General features: G+C 71.1%; 16 protein-coding genes, 3 tRNA genes and 1 pseudogene. 12 read left to right on the forward strand and 8 right to left on the reverse strand.

Annotated elements, in window-relative coordinates; genetic code table 11:
- The first annotated feature begins 151 nt into the window (after positions 1-151).
- From ACH34S_RS20370 to ACH34S_RS20380, 3 genes are all read left to right on the forward strand, one after another.
- Complete coding sequence (locus tag ACH34S_RS20370) at positions 152-487, forward strand: MerR family transcriptional regulator (protein WP_395954269.1); 336 nt, start codon at positions 152-154, stop codon at positions 485-487.
- Between the two features lie 80 nt (positions 488-567).
- On the forward strand, positions 568-990 hold the full coding sequence (locus ACH34S_RS20375; RefSeq protein WP_395954270.1) for an STAS domain-containing protein: 423 nt from the start codon (positions 568-570) through the stop codon (positions 988-990).
- 540 nt (positions 991-1,530) lie between these two features.
- Positions 1,531-2,379 carry a VOC family protein gene (locus ACH34S_RS20380; protein ID WP_395954271.1) on the forward strand — a complete coding sequence of 283 codons (849 nt, stop codon included), beginning with the start codon at positions 1,531-1,533 and terminating at the stop codon, positions 2,377-2,379.
- Positions 2,380-2,744: 365 nt separating this feature from the next.
- Here ACH34S_RS20380 and ACH34S_RS20385 read toward each other — a convergent pair whose 3' ends face one another.
- Positions 2,745-3,116: a hypothetical protein gene (locus tag ACH34S_RS20385; protein WP_395954272.1), complete on the reverse strand. Its 372-nt coding sequence runs from the start codon at positions 3,114-3,116 to the stop codon at positions 2,745-2,747.
- A gap of 389 nt (positions 3,117-3,505) precedes the next feature.
- Between ACH34S_RS20385 and ACH34S_RS20390 the strand changes: the two genes are divergently transcribed.
- On the forward strand, positions 3,506-5,041 hold the full coding sequence (locus ACH34S_RS20390) for an MFS transporter (RefSeq protein ID WP_395954273.1): 1,536 nt from the start codon (positions 3,506-3,508) through the stop codon (positions 5,039-5,041).
- Between the two features lie 976 nt (positions 5,042-6,017).
- Here ACH34S_RS20390 and ACH34S_RS20395 read toward each other — a convergent pair.
- Entirely contained in the window at positions 6,018-8,330 is a 2,313-nt protein-coding gene (locus ACH34S_RS20395) for a WD40/YVTN/BNR-like repeat-containing protein (RefSeq protein WP_395954274.1), read from the reverse strand.
- A gap of 388 nt (positions 8,331-8,718) precedes the next feature.
- Between ACH34S_RS20395 and ACH34S_RS20400 the strand changes: the two are divergent.
- From ACH34S_RS20400 to ACH34S_RS20415, 4 genes and pseudogenes are all read left to right on the forward strand, one after another.
- Positions 8,719-8,933: pseudogene (locus ACH34S_RS20400) on the forward strand (transposase); the annotation flags it as partial.
- A gap of 316 nt (positions 8,934-9,249) precedes the next feature.
- The gene (locus tag ACH34S_RS20405) at positions 9,250-10,410 is read left to right on the forward strand and encodes a lactonase family protein (RefSeq protein ID WP_395954275.1); all 1,161 of its coding nucleotides are present in this window, start codon (positions 9,250-9,252) and stop codon (positions 10,408-10,410) included.
- Positions 10,411-10,661: 251 nt separating this feature from the next.
- Positions 10,662-12,044 carry an OFA family MFS transporter gene (locus ACH34S_RS20410; RefSeq protein ID WP_395954276.1) on the forward strand — a complete coding sequence of 461 codons (1,383 nt, stop codon included), beginning with the start codon at positions 10,662-10,664 and terminating at the stop codon, positions 12,042-12,044.
- Positions 12,045-12,082: 38 nt separating this feature from the next.
- Positions 12,083-12,241 carry a hypothetical protein gene (locus ACH34S_RS20415; RefSeq protein WP_395954277.1) on the forward strand — a complete coding sequence of 53 codons (159 nt, stop codon included), beginning with the start codon at positions 12,083-12,085 and terminating at the stop codon, positions 12,239-12,241.
- A gap of 318 nt (positions 12,242-12,559) precedes the next feature.
- Here ACH34S_RS20415 and ACH34S_RS20420 read toward each other — a convergent pair.
- The 3 genes from ACH34S_RS20420 to ACH34S_RS20430 form a co-directional block, all read right to left on the reverse strand.
- Positions 12,560-12,634: transfer RNA gene (locus ACH34S_RS20420), tRNA-Val, on the reverse strand.
- A 5-nt stretch (positions 12,635-12,639) separates the two neighbouring features.
- Positions 12,640-12,710 (reverse strand) — tRNA-Cys (locus ACH34S_RS20425).
- Positions 12,711-12,751: 41 nt separating this feature from the next.
- A tRNA-Gly gene (locus tag ACH34S_RS20430) sits at positions 12,752-12,823 on the reverse strand.
- A 117-nt stretch (positions 12,824-12,940) separates the two neighbouring features.
- On the opposite strand from ACH34S_RS20430, the gene ACH34S_RS20435 reads away from it, so the two are divergent.
- From ACH34S_RS20435 to ACH34S_RS20450, 4 genes are all read left to right on the forward strand, one after another.
- The gene (locus ACH34S_RS20435) at positions 12,941-13,645 is read left to right on the forward strand and encodes an ArsR/SmtB family transcription factor (protein WP_395954278.1); all 705 of its coding nucleotides are present in this window, start codon (positions 12,941-12,943) and stop codon (positions 13,643-13,645) included.
- Positions 13,646-13,829: 184 nt separating this feature from the next.
- Positions 13,830-14,666: an aminotransferase class IV gene (locus ACH34S_RS20440; RefSeq protein ID WP_395954279.1), complete on the forward strand. Its 837-nt coding sequence runs from the start codon at positions 13,830-13,832 to the stop codon at positions 14,664-14,666.
- A gap of 114 nt (positions 14,667-14,780) precedes the next feature.
- Entirely contained in the window at positions 14,781-15,986 is a 1,206-nt protein-coding gene (locus tag ACH34S_RS20445; protein WP_395954280.1) for a CehA/McbA family metallohydrolase, read from the forward strand.
- Positions 15,977-18,781, forward strand: coding sequence for an alpha-mannosidase (locus ACH34S_RS20450; RefSeq protein ID WP_395954281.1), 2,805 nt, complete (start codon positions 15,977-15,979; stop codon positions 18,779-18,781). The genes ACH34S_RS20445 and ACH34S_RS20450 overlap by 10 nt, the downstream gene beginning before the upstream one ends.
- Here the strand turns inward: ACH34S_RS20450 and ppgK are convergent.
- The 3 genes from ppgK to ACH34S_RS20465 form a co-directional block, all read right to left on the reverse strand.
- Positions 18,771-19,532, reverse strand: a complete 762-nt coding sequence (gene ppgK / locus ACH34S_RS20455) for a polyphosphate--glucose phosphotransferase (protein WP_395954282.1) — start codon at positions 19,530-19,532, stop codon at positions 18,771-18,773. The genes ACH34S_RS20450 and ppgK overlap by 11 nt on opposite strands.
- Before the next feature lie 107 nt (positions 19,533-19,639).
- Positions 19,640-19,960 (reverse strand): DMT family transporter, encoded by a 321-nt coding sequence (locus tag ACH34S_RS20460; protein ID WP_395954283.1) that lies wholly within the window; start codon positions 19,958-19,960, stop codon positions 19,640-19,642.
- The gene (locus tag ACH34S_RS20465) at positions 19,960-20,817 is read right to left on the reverse strand and encodes an SDR family NAD(P)-dependent oxidoreductase (protein ID WP_395954284.1); all 858 of its coding nucleotides are present in this window, start codon (positions 20,815-20,817) and stop codon (positions 19,960-19,962) included. The genes ACH34S_RS20460 and ACH34S_RS20465 overlap by 1 nt, the downstream gene beginning before the upstream one ends.
- Positions 20,818-20,831 lie beyond the last annotated feature (14 nt).

The raw sequence follows: 20,831 nt of genomic DNA on the forward strand, positions 1-20,831 counted from the left end.
GTACGGCCCCGCCTCGGCGAGCATCGGCGTTCAGGGTCACAGCGCCGGCTCGCCGAGCGGGGCCGCCCGCCTTCCCGACCGGTCGGCGCGGCTACACCAGTCACCCGGCAACCGGTCGCGCCTGAAGGGTCATGAACGAAGGGAGGGGCCTGTGACGCTGCCCATGGACGACGAGCACGCGGCTCTGTTCACCGTGGGGCAGGTCGCCGACATGCTGCACGTGCAGCAGGCGTTCCTGCGCCGCATCGACGACCACCAGGTCGTGTCCCCGCAACGCTCGGCGGGCGGGCAGCGCCGCTACTCCCGGTATGAGATCGGCCGCATCCAGCAGGTCGTCGGCATGGTGGGCGAGGGCATGACCCTGCCTGCCATTCGCCGCATTTTCGAGCTCCAGCATGCGCTGGCCGAGGTGACCCGCGAACGCGACGAACTCGCCCGCCGGCTGAACGAGCTGAGCGGCCCGGGTAGCGCGGCTGCTCCACCCTGAACGCACGATCCGGGGCGCCGTGCGAGCCAAGGGTGCGGTGCAGTCCGAGCGCGGGGACGGGAGGGAGGAGCGCCATGCACTTGACCATCACACACCGCCGTCACCTGGACCTGGCAGTGGTGGTCCTGGCCGGTGAGATCGACGTGGCCACCAGCGCCCACCTGCGCGAGAACCTGGCCCGCCTGGTCGCCTCCGGCGCCCGCCATCTGATCCTGGACCTGCGCGCGGTCCCCTTGATCGACTCAGGCGGGCTCGGTGTCCTGCTCGCACTGCACAACCACCTGCAAGCCCGCCACGGCTCGGTCACTCTCGCCGGTGTCAACCGCGGCGTCCGCGTCGTCCTGCGGGACACCCAGCTCACCCGGGTCTTTCCCATCTACGCCTCAGTCGACGTCGCCATCCACGCCCACCAAGCCACCCAAGCCACCCAAGCCACCCAGGCCGGGCATCAGCCGACGGCAGCGCCCCGCACCACCCATGACCACGGCCTCGGCGGGTTCTGACCCGGAGTCTCCCGCGGCGCCAACGGCCGCCGCCGATCACCGTCACCGCCACGGTCCACCGAACGACAACCAGAGCATGGGAGGCGAAGACCCGATGACCCCCGCCCTCATCCTGCGCAAGACCCGGACCACCGCCGACTACGTCCGCACCCACACCGGTGCGTACGACGAACCAGCTTTTACGCGTTGCTGCGTGACCTGCTGCCCGGTGGTGGCGTGTGCCTGCCCAAGTGTCGGCTTGGGCGGCTGGCCGTGACCTGCTCGCTCGTGCAGGTCCAGACGGCGTCGACCCACGGCGAGTCGGACCGGCGCGTCCCGAAGCGCAGTTCCACGGACGAAGGATACGCCGCATCGGGCAACCACGCCGTGCCGGACGGATCAGCGTCATCCGGTCATGGTGGACGAGCACGCCGCCTCCAGCCCCGCCTGCCCCCGAAGCCAGCCCTGTAGGGCTCGAGACTGTGAATCGGCACTGAGACCTGCAGCGTCTTGGATTATTGCGGACGTCATCTGACCTGAATGTGTCCTAGGGTCGCTGTCATGGAGATGCGGCACGACGCGCAGCGGACCTACCCGGCGGGAGTCACCTCGTGGATCGATGTCGAGCATCCCGACCTCGCCGCCGCCCGTGAGTTCTACAGCGGCCTTTTCGGGTGGACGTTCCTGAGGGTCGGGGGTGGAGGTTTGCAGTACGTCGTCGCGCAGCTCGATGGCCGGGATGTCGCCGGGCTCGCCGAGCGTGCCGATGCCGCCGTGCCCGGCAGCGGAGGTTGGAACACCTACGTCGCGGTCGACGACGCGAACCGGACCGCGGCTCAGGTGACCGCAGCGGGTGGGCGTGTCGTCCTTCCTCCGACAACGGCCGGCGATGGCGGACGGCTGGCGCTGTGCGAGGACCCCGGCGGCGTGCCGTTTCGGCTATGGGAAGCCCGCAACCGCCCAGGTGCCCAGCTGACCAACGCACCCGGCACCTGGAACTTCAGCGATCTCCACTCGGCCGATCCCGCAGGGGCCGCCGACTTCTACACCGCGGTGTTCGGCTGGCAGGTCACCGACATCGGGTTCGGTGCGATGATCCGGCGACCAGGTTACGGCGACCACCTCGCCGCGACCGTCGATCCTCACATCCACGAGCGCCAGGCAGCGATCGAGGCGCCACCCGGCTTCGCCGATGCGATCGGCTGGCTGACGGCGGCCGCTGCCGACGAGCAGCCTGGCTGGCACGTGACCTTCACCGTTACCGATCGCGACGACACCGTCGCCAAAGTCGAGCGTCTGGGCGGCACGGTGGTGAGCACCCAGGACACCGACTGGACCCGCGCCGCGGTGGTCCGCGACCCGCAGGGCGCCGCCTTCACCACAAGCCAATTCACCCCACCGGCGAACTGAAGAGAGCTCAGCGGGCTAGAGGGCTAGAGGGCTAGAGCCGACTTACCAGGCACAGCTGCGCCTTCCATTCCGGGATTTCGATGATGACGCCAAGGTGCCCGTTGGGCAGCCTCCATCGGCCGACGGCGGCGAAGCGTTCGGGAAACGAGTCGTCGGGACACTCAATCGTCATAGAGCGTGTTGACGGCGGCTGAGAGTGAGGGCTGCCCACCGTCGGCGCGGTGACCACCGATCACCAAGCACAACACGTGCTCGTCGGTAGACCAGCGCGTACCTACTTGCAGCCCCTTGGTTCAGGTGCCTGAGGCCGTGTAGGCGGCGAGGATGCAGTGGGGGTGTCGGTCGAGGTTGTTGCGGGCTCGTTCCTAGCACATGGTGGTGCGTGGGTCGGTGTGGCGTGCGGCGATTCGCACGTCGCGGGGGTCGACGCCGGCGTCGAGCATGGTGGTCACGAAGGTGCGCCAGAGCATGTGCAGGGTCCATCCGCGGTAGACGCACCACAGATGCCGCTGCGAGCCGCCGCAGTCTGCGAGTTGTGGCGTGCCGATCCATGCGGGTCCCGCGGACCTGTCCAAGAACGCGGAATTGTTGGTGCTCCGCGACGAGAACCAGGTGCTGCGCCAGCAGATGCGTGGTCGGCCGCGGTGGGAGCACGCCGACCGGCTGTGGCCGGCGACGGTGACGCGGCTGGTGAACCGGCGGCAGTGGTCCGAGGTCTTCCCGGTCGACCCGGCCACGGTCCTCCGATGGCACCGCAACCTGGTCGACCGTAAGTGGACCTTCACCGACCGGCGCCGGCCAGGACGACCGCCCGCCGGCCTTCGCCCCAGGCGGCTACCGCGGCCGCCATGCAGTGGAGTGCGGTATCAACCGTCTCAAGCGGCACCGGGCCGTGGCGACTCGCCATGACAAGCTCTCCGTCCGCTACCAGGCCGTCGTTGAGATCACCCGCCATCAATGAATGGCTCCACCTACTTCGAGACACGGCCTAGGCCGCGTGACCGAGCCGGCGCGAGACCTTCGGCCGAGCCAGGCGACTTCGCGGAATCGAGTGCTCAGTTGATGGCTTCTTACTCGTAGGCGCGCGGCCGGACGGCTGAGCCCCCGAGCGAAGGAAGGACCGGTTATGGTGGCCGTTCGCAGGCGGTGGATCGGGCTGATTGTGCTCACCCTGCCCACGCTGCTCATCTCGATCGACATGACCGTGCTGCATCTGGCGGTCCCGCACTTGGGCGCTGACTTGGGCCCGACGGCGAACCAGTTGCTGTGGATCCTGGACATCTATGGCTTCATGATCGCGGGATTCCTGGTGAGCATGGGGGTGCTGGGGGACCGGATCGGGCGGCGCAAGGTCTTGCTGGCCGGCGCGGCCGCCTTCGGTGCGGCGTCCCTTCTGGCCGCGTACTCCACCACCGCCGAGATGCTCATCGTGTCCCGCGCATTGCTCGGCGTGGCGGGAGCGACGTTGATGCCGTCGACCATGTCGCTGATCCGCAACATGTTCACCGACGACGCGGAACGCACCAAGGCCCTGGCCGTATGGATGGGCGGGTTCATGGTGGGGTCCGCGATCGGTCCGCTGGTCGGCGGGCTGCTTCTGGAGTTCTTCTGGTGGGGCTCGGTCTTCCTGCTGGGCGTTCCGGTGATGGCGATCCTGCTGCTCGCCGGGCCGTTCCTGTTGCCCGAGTACCGCGACCCGGAGGCCGGACGGCTCGACCTTCTGAGCGCCGTCCTTTCCCTGGGCACCGTGCTCTCGCTCATCTACGGCATCAAGCGCATCGCCACCCATGGCACGGACGCGACAGTGGCGGTGACCATCGTGGCCGGCCTTGCCCTCGGCGTGGTCTTCGTGCGTCGACAGCGGCACCTGGCCGACCCGATGATCGATCTACGGCTGTTCCGCTACCGCAACTTCAGCGTCTCGCTCGCCTCGATGATGGTGGGGCTCATCGCGATGGGCGGCGTGATGCTCTTCGTCAACCAGTACCTGCAGCTGGTCCGGGGCCTGTCGCCCCTTGAAGCAGGTCTGTGGATGCTGCCGCAGGCCGCTTCGGTGCTGCTGAGCACCCAGTTCGCACCGAGGGTCGTCGGCAGGTTCCGCCCGGCGATGGTGCTGGCGGGATCCATGGGCGTCGTCGCGGCCGGCGTGCTACTGATCAGCACCGGCAGCCTGGCATGGGTCATCCTTGGGCTGGTCGTGATGGGCCTGGGCTTCGGCCCTTGGATCCTCCTGGCAATGGACCGGATCATCTCCACGGCACCCCCGGAGCGGGCCGGCGCGGCCTCGGCGATCTCCGAGACCGGCCAGGAGTTCGGGCTCGCCGCCGGACTGGCATTGCTCGGCAGCCTGGGAACGGCGATCTACCGGAGCGACCTGAGCGACTCCCTGCCCACCGGGGTCCCGCCCGCCGCCGAGAGCGCGGCCCGGGAGAGTCTCGCCGGCGCCGTTGAGACCGCGGAACGGCTTCCCGGACCGGCCGGCCCCGAGATGCTGGATGCCGCACGGGACGCCTTCACCACAGGACTACAAGTGACGACCCTGATCAGCGCCGCCATCGTCGCCGCCGGAGCGATCGTGATCGGTCTGCTGACCCGCCACGAACAGGCCCCCGTTCGCGAGGAGGCCGATAGCACGCCGGAGACGTCTGACGCCCTCATCTGAATCTCACGGATCGCTGCCCGGCTCTCCAGGCGCGGCTTGCGCCGCGACGGGATCAATGCAGAGCACACCGGCAAGACCGGTGACTTCACCTCCCGATGATCGGCGTTTGAAATCACGGGCCGTACAGGACCCTGCTCCGAGAAGGAGCGTGCCCTGGGCCTCGATCACCGAAACCCTGGTCTCCCGCAACAACCTTGCCATCGGAGTGCTGGACGAGTCGGGTCAGGAGAAGGGGCGTCCACGGGATTGGACTCGCGCTGCGGTGCTGGGAAAGTCAGTGCCTGCCCGGATGTGCGAGCGGCAATGGTTGGGCGACCATCGGGGCGGGACTGAAGACGAACCCCGTACTCGTTCGACGAGAGGCTGCTCTGGCTCTCATCGAGTTCTGATCCTGAGCAATTTTGATTCTGGCAGGAAGCGCTTCCGCAGGGGGTCGACGATGGGCGGCAGCTCATAGAAGGGCTGGTGGGCGGACGGCGGAGTGTGCGCGTGTCGCCGGATCGATAGAGGACGCGAGGCCGGCGCGCGGCGGTGCGTTGGCACGCCACGCGGGCGGTCACCTCACCGCGGGACGGACCCTCCGGCGCGCCGCCGAGCTGACCGGGTCCGCGAAAGCCCGCGCGAGACGGCTCCTGCTGGCGGCGGCCGGCCCCGCTCGGCCGGACGGCTGGACCTGGTCGGGGCTGGGTACGGACTATGGTGCTGCGCGACCTCGGCTAAGACCAAGGGGTTTGCGGGGTGCTCGTCGGCAGCGTCAGCCTGCGGAGCGCCACCGTGGACGGTCAGCGGGGCGAGGGGGGTGTCGATGGCGTCGGTGAGTCGACGGGCTCGGTTTCCGCTCAGGCGAGGACGTGGAGTCCCTGCATGAGAGCGAGCAGAAGACGCGCGCCGGCTCCGCAATCGATGTCGGGGCGGACTTCGCCCCGATTTCCAGAGGCAGGGAGCTAGGGCTCCGGGGCCGAACGGGCGCGGCGGCCTACGGCGTCTGACGGCCGGCGGCCTGGACCTTGCCGGCCAGGCCGCGCGGAACTCGGGTGCTGTAGATGCCGCGGCCGAAGGTGGCGGCGATGAGGCGGCTGGAGGACGCCTGGAATTCGATGTCGGTGATCGCGGCCAGCGGGAGGTCGCCGAGGCGGAACCAGAAGCCGCCGGACGGCGGCCCGGCGTACACGCCGACATCGGTGGCGATCAGCAGCAGCCCGTGCGGGCCGATGACGATGTCGTTCGCCGGTGCCCCGGGGAGGTTGCCGCTGATGTCGCGCCAGGTGTCGCCGCCGTCATCGGAGTACAGGACGTGCCCGCCTGTGCCGTTGGCCCGGTAGCCGGAAAGGGTGGCGAACATCCGGCGGGCGTTCTGCGGATCGATTTCGACTCGGGTGACCCAGGGCTGGTCCTTCAGTGCCTGCGACCAGTGGGCGCCGTCGTCGCGGGTGAGGGAGATGCGGCCGTCGTCAGAGCCGACGACGACGGTGCCCGGGGCGGTCTTGGCGGCGGCCACGGTGGTGAGGGTTCCGAACGGGTACACCTCGTCGCGGCCGGGTCCGCCGGTGAGGTCGGGGCTGATCGGGGTGAAGTCGAGCCCGTTGGCGGACCGGTTGAGCCGGTCGCCGCCGAAGTAGACGACGCTCGGATCGGCCGGGTGCAGCTCGATCGGGCTGAACCAGTTGAAGCGGTCGGCCGCCGCCCCGCGCAACTCGGTGAGGGTGTCGCCGGCGTCGTCCGAGCGGAAGCAGGCGCCGAACTGGTAGCAGCTGTAGAGGATGTCGTGGTTCTGCGGGTGGATGACGTTGGCCTCACCGTCGCCGCCGAGGAACTCGTTCCAGCGCGGGCCGTTCCAGGTGCGCACCGAGCCGTTGTCCTGGGTGCCGCCCGCCATACGGGTGACGTCCTGCGCGCTGGCGGTCACGCTGTAGAACTGGGTGTACGGCTCGCTGGCCGCCTTGATCCAGGTCTGCGTGGCGCCATTGGCGTCGGAACGGTAGAGGCCGCCGTCGTTGCCCTCGTACACCCGGCCGGGCACCTTCGCGTCCCAGACCATCGCGTGGTGGTCGACGTGCATGCCCTGGTTGACCTTCCACGTCCGGCCGGCGTCGGCCGACTCGCGCAGGCTGGCCGAGGGCATGTAGAGGTGGTCGCGGTCCGCGGGGTCCACCCAGAGGTGGCCGGTCCACCAGAAGGGGACGTCGCTGGCCGGCAGCGTGCCGGTCCTGAACGAGCCGCCGCCGTCGTCGGAGACATAGAACCCCTTCACGTCGCCGAACTGGCTGAACGTGGAGGTCAGCACGTACACCCGGTCCGGATCGCCGGGCGCCACGCCGAGGCCGATGCGCCCGAGCCGCGGGTCGGACCGGAGCCCGATGTCGTCGCCGGGCGTCGGCGTGACGATGTTCTCCAGCCGCCGCCAGGTGCTCCCGCCGTCGTCGGAGCGGAACAGCCCGGAGCCGACGCCGCCGTAGCGCCGCAGGTCGGGCTTCCTCCGGCGGTCCCACATCGACGCCCACACACGCCGCGGATTCCCCGGGTCGATGACCACGCTGTTGGCGCCGGTGGTGTCGTTGGCCCCGGCCAGCACCAGCGTCCAGGTACGGCCGCCGTCCTCCGAGCGGTAGACGCCGCGCTCGCCGCCCGGCCGGAACAGCGACCCGGTCGCGGCCACGAAGATCCGCCGCGGGTTCTCCGGGTCGACGGCGATCAGCGAGATGGTGGCGGAGTTCCGCAGGCCGAGCCGCGTCCACGAGCGCCCGCCGTCCGTCGACTTGTAGACGCCGTCGCCCTCGTAGGTGATGGAGCCGCCGCCGGGGTTGGCCTCGCCGGTCCCGGCGTAGATCGCCCCGTCGGAGCCGGCCGCCATCGCGCCGATGGCCTGCGGGTTGCGCCGCGGCCACACGGAGGTCAGGGTGGTGCCCCGGTCGGTGCTCTTCCAGACCCCGCCGCTGGCGGCGCCGATGTAGACGGTGTCCCGCCGGTTGGGATCGACGGCGATCCCGGTGACCCGGCCGCCGATGTTGGCGGGCCCCTCTGAGCGCCACTCGACCGGCAGCCTGGGCCCCTTCGCAGCCGCTTCCGAAGCCCTGACCAGGGCGCGCTCCGGCAGCCCGAGATCGCCGGAGGTGTCCTGCCGGGCCTTGAACTCTCCCGGCGCCATCGGCCCCCGCGGCCGTGGCGGAGCGGCTGGCGTCGCGGTGTCCGCGTCGGCCGGCACGGCGGCTAGGACGGTCGCCGGAGCCAGGATCATGATGAGTGCCAGGACGCGGGTCGCATGCCTTGGCCGGAGCGGAGAGCGCGGCATCCCGTACCTCCCGGGGGATCGGCATTGATCATTTCCGTCCCCTCTCGTATCCCAGGCCGCGAACCGAGTAAATAGCGCAGGGTGCCCGGCCTGAGCCGGTCAATCGCGGGTGAGTCTCTTCCTCGCCGCCCTTCGCCCCATGACCTCGTCGTTCAGGACGACATCCGCGCGCGTGACGGCACGGCCATGCCCATATCCGCCATTCCGGTTTCCGGGTTCGACGTAGTACCCGTGGAGCCGTCCGCGTGGCACGCGTGGCGAGGAGATGCGTGTTCCGTCATGAGTTCGCCCGGCTCGCCCTGGAGCACATCTCCGGCATGAAGGCGGGCCTGGACATGGTGGTCCTCGCCGGCGCCGCCCGGTGACCACGCAACCCCTGAGCTCTGCCATGCGTCGGCGCCGCGACCCTTCCGACACCACGGCCGCCGAGTGGGCACTGATCGAACCGCTGCTTCCCGTCCCGGCCTGTCAGATCCCACCGGCGGCCGCCCCGAAGCCCACCCGCGCCGCGAGATCGTGCACGCGATCCGCTGCGTGGTCGACAACGGGATCAAGTGGCGCGCGCTCTCGCGTGACTTTCCGCCCTGGTCAACGGTCTATAGGTAATTCGCCCGTTGGGCCCCGAAGTTGGGAAACCCACGACGCTGTCCCGTTCCTGTTCTGGGGACCCAATCCATGTCGGCCAGACACCCGACGCCCGGCTTTCTCCCGCCTGAGCCGCCGGCCGCGAATGATCACGAGTCTTCCGGCCCGCAGTCAATTCTTTTCGTCCTCCGCCCCGCATCACCGCGGAATATGTGTGCGTTTTTGAACCGATTCTCCGCGTGGTACGTGTGTGGTGTGACGGCGTCGTCGACGTGCGCCGGCTTGATGAACACACATGGGAGGTTGCACCATGCGACGACTCGCTCGTGGCCGGGTGGCGATCGACGCGGCCATCGGCCTGCTCACCACCGCGGCCGTGGTCGCGCCCTTATCGGTGGCCGCACCGGCCGACGCGGCGGCCGCGTGGCGGAGCGCCGCGTCCCCTGGCGGGCGCACGGTCTACGTGACGAACAGTGCGAACGTCGGCGGCGCCGCCAATGTCACCCGCTTCTCGATCGGCGGCACCGGCGCCCTGACGCCGGTCGACGCGGTGGCGCTGGGCGACCGCGGCGGGGCGCGCAGCATGGTCTTCACCCCCGACCTGCGATTCGCCTACCTGGCGAACACCCTGGTCAACCGGGTGGTGAGGTTCCGGATCGGGCCCGGTGGCGCGCTCGAACGTCTCGGTGAGGTCGAGACTCCGGGACCGTTCGCGATGGCGATCGCCCCGGACGGAAAGACGATCTACGTGAGCAACTCCGGCACCCGCATGGTGTCGCCGTTCACGGTCGGGGCAGGGGGCGAGCTCGATCCGCTGCGCCCGGTGGACACCGGGGCGGAGGCCGCCAAGGGTGTCGCCGTGACCCCCGACGGACGGTTCGTGTACGTCAGCCACGGCTCGCCAAGCGACACCACGCCGACCGTGATGACCGGCTTCGCTCTGCGATCGGACGGCTCCGTGGGGCGCGAGGTCGCGCGGAAGGAGATCGGGATCTCCGGTGCGGAGACCGTCATCACCCCGGACGGCCGTTTCGTGTACGTCGTGAACCAGGGCTCGAACGATGTGCACGGGTTCCGCATCGGCTCCGGCGGCACCCTGACTCGCGTGCCGCGCTCACCCGTCGACGGCGGCGACTTCCCGGAGGGCGCCGCGATAAGCCCGGACGGACGCGGACTGTACGTCGCCGCGGTCGGCGTGGAGAGTAACGACCCGGATGCGCGCGCGGGCCAGGTGCTTGGTTTCACGATCGGCGACGACGGGAGGCTTACCGAAACGCCTCGGCGCGTCACGATGGCCAGTCCGATCGGCGTCGGGTTCTCGGTGGACGGACGCCATCTGTATGTCAGCGATTACACCGAAAGCATCGTCAACGCGTTCGCGGTGGCCCCGGACGGCACTCTCGACCTCATCCAGACGGCTGCCTCGAATGGCCCGCGCCCTGCTTTCCACTCGGTCAACGTGCTGCCCTCGCGCAGGACTGCGCCCGCGCAATAGGCGAGCGGAGCGTCAGGCACGGCAGCAGTCCGGAAGCGACCGCCCTCATCGGCACCGCTCTGGTCGAATCTTTCTCCTGCTGGAGGGCACGGCCCGGTAGTGCCGGACAGACGGCACGCTCAACACTTCAACTGCGCAGAGGACTGTTCTAGTAGCACGTTCGTGTCTATGTTTCTTCGGTATCGGGGCCTCACGACCTGTCCGGCACCAGACAACGCCCCCCGCACGCTCCCCGAACTTGGAGGCCCGCAGTGGCGCTCTCCTTCCTCGACCAGCGGCACACCGTCGCGAAACCGGGCTACAACCGCTGGCTGATTCCGCCGGCGGCGCTGGCCGTCCACCTCTGCATCGGCCAGGCGTATGCCACCAGCGTCTACAAGACCGCCCTCGTCGAGCATTTCGACGTCAGCCTCACCGCGATCGGCGTCATCTTCTCCATCGCGATCGTCATGCTCGGCGCCTCCGCCGCGGTCATGGGCACCTGGGTCGACCGGGTCGGGCCGCGGCGCGCGATGTTCACCGCGGCCTGCTTCTGGGCGTCCGGGTTCCTCGTCGCCGCGCTGGGCATCGCCACCGGGCAACTCTGGCTGGTCTACCTCGGCTACGGGTTCATCGGCGGCATCGGCCTGGGCATCGGCTACATCTCGCCGGTCTCGACGCTGATCAAATGGTTCCCGGACCGGCCCGGGCTGGCGACGGGCATGGCGATCATGGGATTCGGCGGTGGCGCGCTGGTCGCCTCGCCGCTGTCCCGCAGGCTGCTGTCCCTCTACGACCCGGACGGCTCCCCTCCGTCCGGCGCGGCCGTCGCCCTGCTCTTCGTCACGCTGGGCGCCGCCTACTTCCTGGTGATGATGCTCGGCGTGTTCAACGTCCGGGTCCCCGCCCCGGGATGGCGTCCGGCGGGCTTCGACCCGGCGTCGGAACGCTCCAGGACGATGGTCACAGCGCACAGCGTCTCGGCGGCGTCGGCCATCAGGACACCGCAGTTCTGGCTGCTCTGGACGGTGCTGTTCTGCAACGTCACCGCGGGCATCGGCATCCTCGAGCAGGCCGGGCCGATGATCAGCGATTTCTTCCGCTCGGGCGCCTCGACCTCGGTGTCGGCGACCGAGGCGGCCGGGTTCGTCGGGCTGCTGTCGATGTTCAACATGGCCGGAAGGTTCGTCTGGTCCTCGACCTCGGACTACATCGGCCGCAAACCCACGTACGTGGGCTATCTCGGCGTCGGGATGGCCGCCTACGTCCTGCTGGCGCTGTTCGGCGACGCCTCCACCGCGTTCTTCATCGCCCTCGCCGCGCTGATCATCTCCTTCTACGGCGGCGGGTTCGCGACCGTCCCGGCCTACCTGCGGGACCTGTTCGGCACCTACCAGGTGGGTGCCATCCACGGCCGGTTGCTGACCGCGTGGTCGGCGGCGGGCATCGCCGGACCGCTGATCGTGAACCGGTTCCTCGACGCTCGCGGAGAGCCGGGCGCCCTGGTGGCCGCCGACTACCGGCCCGCCCTCTTCACCATGGTCGGAGTTCTCGCGATCGGATTCGCCGCCAACCTGTTCATCCGGCCGGTGGCCGAACGACATCGCACGTCCGCGGCGGAGCCCTCGGTCTCCGACCCCAGCCCCGCCACCTGACGACCGCTCCGGCCCGACACCGAAGGAAGAGCGCACCAATGGCAGCAACCGAGGACCGCGGCCCGGACGACGGCCGGACCGGGAGGGGCGCCGCGGATCTGCCGCGGCTCGTCATCTCGTGGTCCATCGTCGGCATCCCGCTGATCTACGGCGTCGTCGAGACCATCCGGGCGATCCTGCCCCTGTTCGGCCAGTGAGGCAATGTCACCGACAACGGCGTCCCGCTCGGGCGCGCCGGGCAATTGATCGTCCTTGCCGACCCGGCCAACGATCACGGACTTCACGAGCCTGGGGCACCTCAGAGGCCGCACGTCACGGCGCGCAGCGCGCCCTAGGCCGGCCCGCGCTGCCATCAGGGGCACGATCGCCTAGCAGCGGAACGCTGCCGATTGGGCGCTGCTGCGGTGGGGAGCCGCAGGCTGGAGGCCCGGGAGCAGCGTGCTCCCGATTTCGGGACCAACTGCACCAAAACGAAAGAGCCCAGGTCGGCGTTCGTGGCCTGACCTGGGCTGATGTGGTGGGCGATACTGGGATTGAACCAGTGGCCTCTACCGTGTCAAGGTAGCGCTCTCCCACTGAGCTAATCGCCCTTGCGAGGTGGAGACGGGATTTGAACCCGTGTACACGGCTTTGCAGGCCGTTGCCTCGCCTCTCGGCCACTCCACCAGAAGGAGACCCTCTGGTTCACAGCCTGAAAGGCCCCTCAGAGCGGAAGACGGGATTTGAACCCGCGACCCTCACCTTGGCAAGGTGATGCTCTACCCCTGAGCCACTTCCGCTTGCGCCGCTTGGCGGCGACGGGGAAAACCTTAGCGCGTCCTGGGCGGTTCCCCAAACCGGTTTCGCGACCGGATGCTTCGACCTGCGACGAAGGATGCGTCGCCTAGTGTCGGGGCATGGGCACGGAGCACGTTCTGAGGGCGGACTTCGCGCCGGTCGCGGCGCTGCTGGCGGACCGGGCGCGGGCGGCGATGCTGACGGCGCTGCTGGACGGGCGCCCGCTCGCCGCGGGGGAACTGGCGCGGGTCGCGGGCGTCGGCGCGCCGACCGCGAGCGCGCATCTGGCGCGGCTGCTGGACGGCGGGCTAGTGACGGTGGTCAAGCAGGGACGGCACCGGTACTACCGGCTGCGGGGCGGGGAGGTCGCGCAGCTGATCGAGGCGCTGTCGCGGATCAGCCCGCCGATGGAGGTGCGGAGCCTGCGGCAGTCGCGGGACGCGCGGCGGCTGCACGAGGCGCGGACGTGCTACGACCATCTGGCCGGGGAGGCGGGGGTCGCGTTGTTCGCCGCGCTGGTGGACGGCGGGCTCATCGAGGCCGCCGGCGACGACGCGTTCGAGGTGACCGAGAAGGGCGCGGAGCGGTTCGGGGCGCTGGGCCTGGACGTGGCGGCGCTGCGGAAGGCGCGCCGCAGGTTCGCATGGCAGTGCCTGGACTGGACGGAGCGTCGCCCGCATCTGAACGGTGCGCTGGGCGCGGCGCTGACGGCGCGGATGATCGAGCTGGGCTGGTTCGAGCGGGGGACGACGCGCCGGGCGCTGACCGTGACGGAGAAGGGGCTGGCGGGGCTGGCCGATTCGTTCGGTTGCGTCCTGCCGTGAGATCCGGCCCAGGCGGGTGGGGCAGGCTCGAAACGGGGCGGCGCGGGCCGTACTGTGGGCCCATCGGCTGGGTGGACGCGGCCACCATGCGCGGCGCTCTCGCGGGCATCACGCGGGGCCGGTCCGCTTTGCGAAACGGTGCGAGACCGGGCCGCGGGCGGCTCGGCTTTGGAGGTGGCATCCGGTGACGGCGCAGGTCCCGATCTGGCTGAACGGGGAACTCGTCGACCCCGAGCGCGCGACGGTGTCGGTGTTCGATCACGGCATGCTCGTCGGCGACGGGATCTTCGAGACGGTGAAGGCGACGGATGGGGAGCCGTTCGCGCTGACCCGGCATCTGCGGCGGCTGGCCCGTTCCGCGGCCGGCCTCGGCCTGCCCGAGCCCGACCACGACGCCCTCGCCCAGGGCACCCTCGAAGTGCTGGCGGCGGCGCCGAAGTGGCCGCTGTCCCGCGTCCGCATCACCTGCTCCAGCGGCCCCGGGCCGCTCGGGTCGGCGCGCGGCGACGCCGGGCCGACGGTGTCGATCATCGCGGCGCCGCAGGATCCGTTCCCGGCGACGGCGGACGTGACGGTCGTGCCGTGGGTGCGCAACGAGCGCGGCGCGCTGTCCGGGCTCAAGACCACGTCCTACGCGGAGAACGCCCTGGCCCTCGCGTACGCGAGGGAGCGCGGCGGCGGTGAGGCGATCTTCGGCAACACGGTGGGGAACCTGTGCGAGGGGACGGGCTCGAACATCTTCGTCGTCCTCGGCGGGCGGCTCGTCACGCCGCCGCTGCCGTCCGGCTGCCTGGCCGGGGTGACGCGCGCGCTGGTGCTGGAGTGGTGCGGCGGCGAGGAGGAGGACATCGCGCTGGACGACCTGTACCGCGCGGACGAGGCGTTCCTGACCTCCACGACCCGCGACGTCCAGCCGATCCGCGCGGTGGACGGAACGGTCCTGCCCGCCGCGCCGGGCCCGATCACCGCGAAGGCCATGGCCGCGTTCGCCTCCCGTTCCGCCGAGCTCATGGACCCGTGACCGAGCGCCGGTCCCTGACCGCGAGGCGGTCGCCGACCGGGAGGCGGTTCCGCTCGCCTTCACGATCCAGGACGCCACAAGCCACTCCCTGACGATCAAGGACGGGGGATCCGGATGACGGTGACGGTGCATCGAGGGCGTTGGAGCCTGGAGGACCGCCTGGAACAAGGGCTCCGCGAGCTGCCCTTCGACGTCCGGCCAGGGACGGCTTCGCTCACGGTCGAGTTGTCCTACGAGGGAGGCGTCATCGACCTGGGCTGCCACGGCCCGGACGGGTTCCGCGGCTGGTCCGGTGGGGCGCGGCACCGGTACACGGTGAGCGCCGAGTGGGCGACGCCCGGATACCTGCCAGGGGAGATCGAACCGGGCACGTGGCACGTCTGGCTCGGCCTGCACCGGATCCCGCCGGACGGCGTCCCCTATGAGGTCAGGGTCACCACTTCCGGGACGGTTCCGCCGAGGACGGACGAGACACCGCCGCCGCCACGGCCGGAACGCCCGCCCCGCCGGGAGCTGCCCGCGTCGGACGGCATGCGATGGCTCGCCGGTGACCTGCACTCCCACACCGTCCACAGCGATGGGACGCTCACCGTCCACGAGCTGGCGTGCCTCGCCGCGTCCCGCGGGCTGGACTTCCTCGCCGTCACCGACCACAACACCGTCAGCCACCATCCGCACCTGCCCGCCGCCGGGGCGCACGCCGGGATCGCGCTGCTGCCCGGCCAGGAGGTCACCACCGACCTCGGGCACGCGAACGTGTTCGGCGACATCGGCTGGGTCGACTTCCGGCGGCCGAGCGCCGACTGGGCCGCGTTCGCCGACGCGCGCGGCGGGCTCATGTCGATCAACCATCCGCTGAGCGGGGACTGCGCCTGGCGCCACCCGCTGCCGTCCGCGTCCCGGCCCCGGTTCGCCGAGATCTGGCATCCGAGCTGGTGGGACCGGCGCTGGGGCGCGCCGCTGGCCTGGGCGGACGTGTGGCGTCCCGGCGGCGTCGTCCCGCTCGGCGGCAGCGACTTCCACGACCCGGACCAGGTCAAGCAGGTCGGTGAGCCCGTCACCTGGGTCCTCGCGGAGGACGGCGACGTGCTGGGCGGTCTCGCGGCCGGCCGGACGTCGATCTCCGCCGGGCCGGACGAGCCCGTCCTGCTGCGCGTCGACGGCGAGCTGATCGCGATCGGCGCGGACGGGACCGTCCTCGTCCGGCCGGACGGGCGGCGCGCCGCGATCCGGGGCGACCGAGTCCGGATGCCGGCGCACGGCCCGGGAATGCATCGCCTGGAGACCCACGAGAACGAGGTGATCGCACTGTGCGGGTAGAGGCCGCGGGGCAGGGCGAGGCTCCGGAGATCGTCGTCGTCCCCCACACCCACTGGGACCGCGAGTGGTACCTGCCGTTCCAGCGTTTCCGGCTCCGGCTCGTGTCGCTGCTCGACGGCGTCCTCGACCACATGGACGCCGACCCGCGCTGGCGTTTCACGCTGGACGGGCAGATGGCGGCGGTCGACGACTACCTGGAGATCCGGCCCGAACGGCGCGCCCGCGTGGCCGCGCTGGTCGCCGAGGGACGGCTGGCCGTCGGGCCCTGGCAGATCCTGCACGACGAGTTCCTGTGCTCGGGGGAGAACATCGTCCGGAACCTGGAGCTCGGGATGCGGCGCGCGGAGGAGCTGGGCGCCGCGATGATGGTCGGCTACCTGCCCGACCAGTTCGGGCACTGCGCGCAGATGCCGCAGATCCTGAGGCTGGCGGGGATCGAGCACGCGTGCGTGTGGCGCGGCGTCCCGGGCCGCGTCCAGACGCACGCGTTCGCCTGGGAAGCCCCTGATGGGACTTCCATCCGCACCCAGTACTTGCCCGAGGGCGGCTACGGCAACGCCGCGTCGATGTTCGAAGAGTTCGGCGACGGGCCGTCGAGCGGAGCTCGTCCGTTGGATGGTGGTGGGCGGGGGCTGGAGGACGGTGCGTCGCTGCTCCCGGACCGGGCCGCCGGATTCGCGGCGGCGATGGCCCGCTGGTATCCGCGCGGCGGGCCGCTGCTGGCCATGTACGGGGCCGACCACACCGCGCCCGCCGCCGACCTCGCCGACCGGATCTCCGGCGCCGGGCCCGGCATGCGCCTCGACACCCTCGCCGGGTACTTCGCGGGGGAGCCGGTGTCGGTGGACGGGCTGCCGCGCGTCCGGGGCGAGCTGCGGTCGCACGCCCGCGCCAACATCCTGCCCGGGGTGATCTCCGCACGCGTCCGGCTCAAGCAGCTGCTGGGACGCGCCGAGCGGATCGTCGAACGCTACGCCGAGCCGCTGACCGCCCTCTGGTACGCGGGCGACGCGCGCATCTTCCTCGACCTGGCGTGGCGGCGGCTCATCGAGACGAGCTGCCACGACTCGGTGACCGGCTGCGGCAGCGACGAGACCGCCGAGCAGGTCGCGGCGCACATGGCGGAGGCCGAGCAGCTCGGACGCGCCGTCTGCGACCTCGTCACCGCCGAGCGCGCCGCGTCCGTGCCTCTTGGCTCGCACCTGGTGTTCAACCCGACCCCAGTGCCTCGCACCGGCCTGATCACGGTCGACGTCCCGGCGCCGGACGGGGAGCCGGGTCTCGTCACGGGCGACGGGCGTCCCGTGCCGGTGCAGACCCTCGACATCGCGCCGACGGTGCTGGACGACGCCGTCCATCCGGCCTCCGACCTGCCCATCGTGCTGGAGCGCATCTACGGGCGGGTGCTGTTCGGGCAGGAGATCCGTGACTGGACGGTGTCACGGGACGACCGCACGCTCGCCTTCCACGTGACGTCCCGCGCCGACGTCCCCTTCGACATCGGCGACGTGCGGGAGGCGCTGCGCGGGGCGGCGGGGGAGTGGCGCGTCCGGATCCTGGCCGACCCGCGCCGCACCGTCGCCGCGCTGGTCGACGTGCCCGCCCTGGGCCTGACGACCGTGACCCCGACCACGCCAGATGGCCCGGTCGGTGTGGACGGCCCGGTCACGGCGGCGGAGAACGTCCTGGACAACGGCCTGCTGCGCGCGGAGATCCAGGAAGACGGCACGCTCGGCCTGCGCACCCCGTCCGGCGAGGTCACCACCGGCCTCGGCCGGATCGTGGACGGCGGCGACCTCGGCGACTCCTACAACCACGCCCCACCCGCCGCCGACCGGCTCATCGAGACCCCGCTGTCCGTGCACGTCGAACCCGTCTGGGATGGGCCCTTGCTGGCCGCGTATGACATCGTCCGGACGTACCGCTGGCCCGCGTCGGGCGACTTCGACGGCGACGCGCGCTCAGCGGCCGAGGAGGACGTCACCGTCACCACCCGGGCCGAACTCCGCGCGGGCGAACCGTTCCTGCGGCTGCGCGTCACGTTCGACAACCGCTGCGAAGACCACCGCGTGCGCCTCCACCTGCCGCTGCCGCACCAGGCCGCGTCGTCGTTCGCCGAAGGCCAGTTCACGATCACCGAGCGCGGGCTGACGGCCGAGGGCGGATTCGGGGAACGTCCCGTGCCGACGTACCCGGCGTCCGGATTCGTGGCCGCTGGCGGGCTCGCCGTCCTCGTGGAGCACGCCACCGAGTACGAGATCACCGATGGCGGACGGGAGCTGGCGCTCACCCTGCTCCGCTCGATCGGCCACCTGTCCCGCGACCACAACGCCTACCGCGACCAGCCCGCCGGCCCGCAGCTCCCGACCCCGCAGGCCCAGTGCCCCGGCACCCGGACGGCCACCTTCGCGATCATGCCGTACGCCGCCCAGCGTCCAGGCACCGAGCGTCCAGGCACCGACGTCCTCCGGGCGGCCGAGGCGTACCGGCACGACCTGCTCACCGCCGCCGGCTACGGCCCCGCCACCGCGCCGCCCCCGCCGCCCCGCGAGGGCGTCGCGATCTCGGGCGACGGCGTCGTCATGACCTCCCTCCGGTCCCGCGACGGCTGGATCGAGACCCGGATGGTCGCCCAGTCGGACGAGCCCACGACCGCCGTCCTGCGCGGCCCTTTCACCGAGGCCACTCGCGTCGACCTGCGCGGACGTCCCGGCCTGCCGATCGACGTCCACGACGGGACGGCCGCGCTGGCCCTGCGCCCATGGGAGATCGCGACGGTACGGCTCAGACCTTAGAAACGGACCGCGTGCGGGCCGCCGCCATGGCCGCGCCCACGATGCCCGCGTTGTTCACCAGCCGCGCCGGGACGATCTCCGCCCGCACCCCCGTGATCAGCGGGACGAAATGCGCGGACCGCCTGCTCACCCCGCCGCCCACGATGATCAGCGACGGGGAGATCAGCGCCTCCAGATGCCGCATGTAGATTCCGAGCCGCTTCGCCCACTTCTCCCAGCCGAGCCCCTCGTCCTCCCGCGCCTTGGCGGACGCGCGCTCCTCCGCGTCCCGCCCGCCGATCTCCAGATGCCCGAACTCGGTGTTCGGCACGAGGACGCCGTCGGTGAACAGGGCGCTGCCGATGCCGGTCCCCAGCGTGAGCACCACGACCGTCCCGCTTCGCCCGCGTCCCGCGCCGAGCCGCATCTCGGCGAGCCCGGCGGCGTCGGCGTCGTTGAGCAGCGTCACGTCCCGCCCGGTCGCGTCCGCGATCATGGACGCCGCGGCCAGCCCGATCCAGTGCTTGGACACGTTCGCCGCCGACAGCGTCACGCCGTCGATCACCACCCCGGGATAGGTGACGCCGACCGGGCCGTCCCACCCGAAATGCTCCACGATCTCGCGGATGACCTTGATGATCGGCTTCGGTTTGGACGGCCGCGGCGTGTCCACCCGGAACCGGTCCCTGGTGAACGAGCCGTCCGACAGATCGACCGGCGCCCCCTTGATCCCAGACCCGCCGATGTCGATCCCCAGCATCTCCGTGCCCATGCCTTCACTGTGCCCAATGGGGGCCACACCTACGAGTCTCTGCCTGGGGCCGCGCGTACGAGTCTTGGCTTGGGGTTGGCGCGTGCGAGCCTCCGCCTGGGGCGGGCCTACGAGTCCTCGACCAGTTGCAGGCCGACGACGCCCACGACGATGAGCGCGAGGAACCCCAGCCGGGCGGGCGACGCGCTCTCGCTGAACGCGAACATCCCCGCCAGCGCCACACCGACCGCGCCTAGCCCGACGAAGATCGCGTACGCCGTGCCGACCGGCAGCGTCCGCAGCGACAGCGACAGCACCACGACGCTGAGCACCGCGACCGTGAGCCCGATGACCGTCGGCCAGAGCTTCGTCAGGCCGTCCGACTCCTTCAGCGCCGTCGCCCACACCAGCTCCATCAGCGAGGCGACGACCAGCAGTACCCAGGCCATCAGGCGGCGTACCCCCCGTCCACGGCGATCGCCGCGCCCGTGACGTAGTCGCCGCCCGGACCCGCCAGGTGCGCGACCATCGCGGCGATCTCCTCCGCCCGCGCGTACCGGCCGAGCGCCGTGAACCCCCGCTCGAACTCGGCGTCCGGCGAATCGGCCGGATTCATCTCGGTGTCGGTCGACCCCGGCTGGACGACGTTCGCGGTGATCCCGCGCGGTCCGAGATCGCGGGCCAGGCCCCGGGTGAGCCCGGTCAGCGCCGACTTGCTCATCGCGTACAGCGTCCAGCCCGGGTAGGGGACGCGCTCGGCGAGGCTGCTGCCGATGTTGATGATCCGCCCGCCCGGCCCGAGATGGCGGGCCGCCGCCTGCGACGCCACGAACGCCGCCCGGACGTGCAGCGCCAGCGTGCGGTCGAGCTCCTCGGCGGTGACGTCCTCCAGCGGCCCGAACGGCGCGATCCCGGCGTTGTTGACCAGGATGTCGAGCCGTCCGAACTCCGCCGCCGCCCGGTCCACGGCCACGGCCGCGGCTGAGACCGCCGCACCGTCCTCCAGCTCCGACCTGCCGCCGTTCAACGGACGATCTCCGCTCGACGGACCGTCCGCTAGCCCCCGCCCGCCGCCGTTCAACGGACGAGCTTCGCTCGACGACCCGGAGAGGTCGGCGGCGATGGCCAGCCCGCGCCGTCCGGCCGCCTCGATCCCGCGCACGACCTCCGCGGCCCGTTCCGGGGCCCGCACGTACGTGACGGCGACGTCCGCGCCCTCCCGCGCCAGCCGCAGCGCGATAGCGGCGCCGATGCCGCGCCCGCCTCCGGTCACCAGAGCTGCGCGTCCTGCGAGTTCAGCCGTCATGTCCAAGCCTCCGG

Source organism: Actinomadura sp. 3N508 (assembly GCF_044326375.1).
Classification (GTDB): Bacteria; Actinomycetota; Actinomycetes; order Streptosporangiales; family Streptosporangiaceae; genus Spirillospora.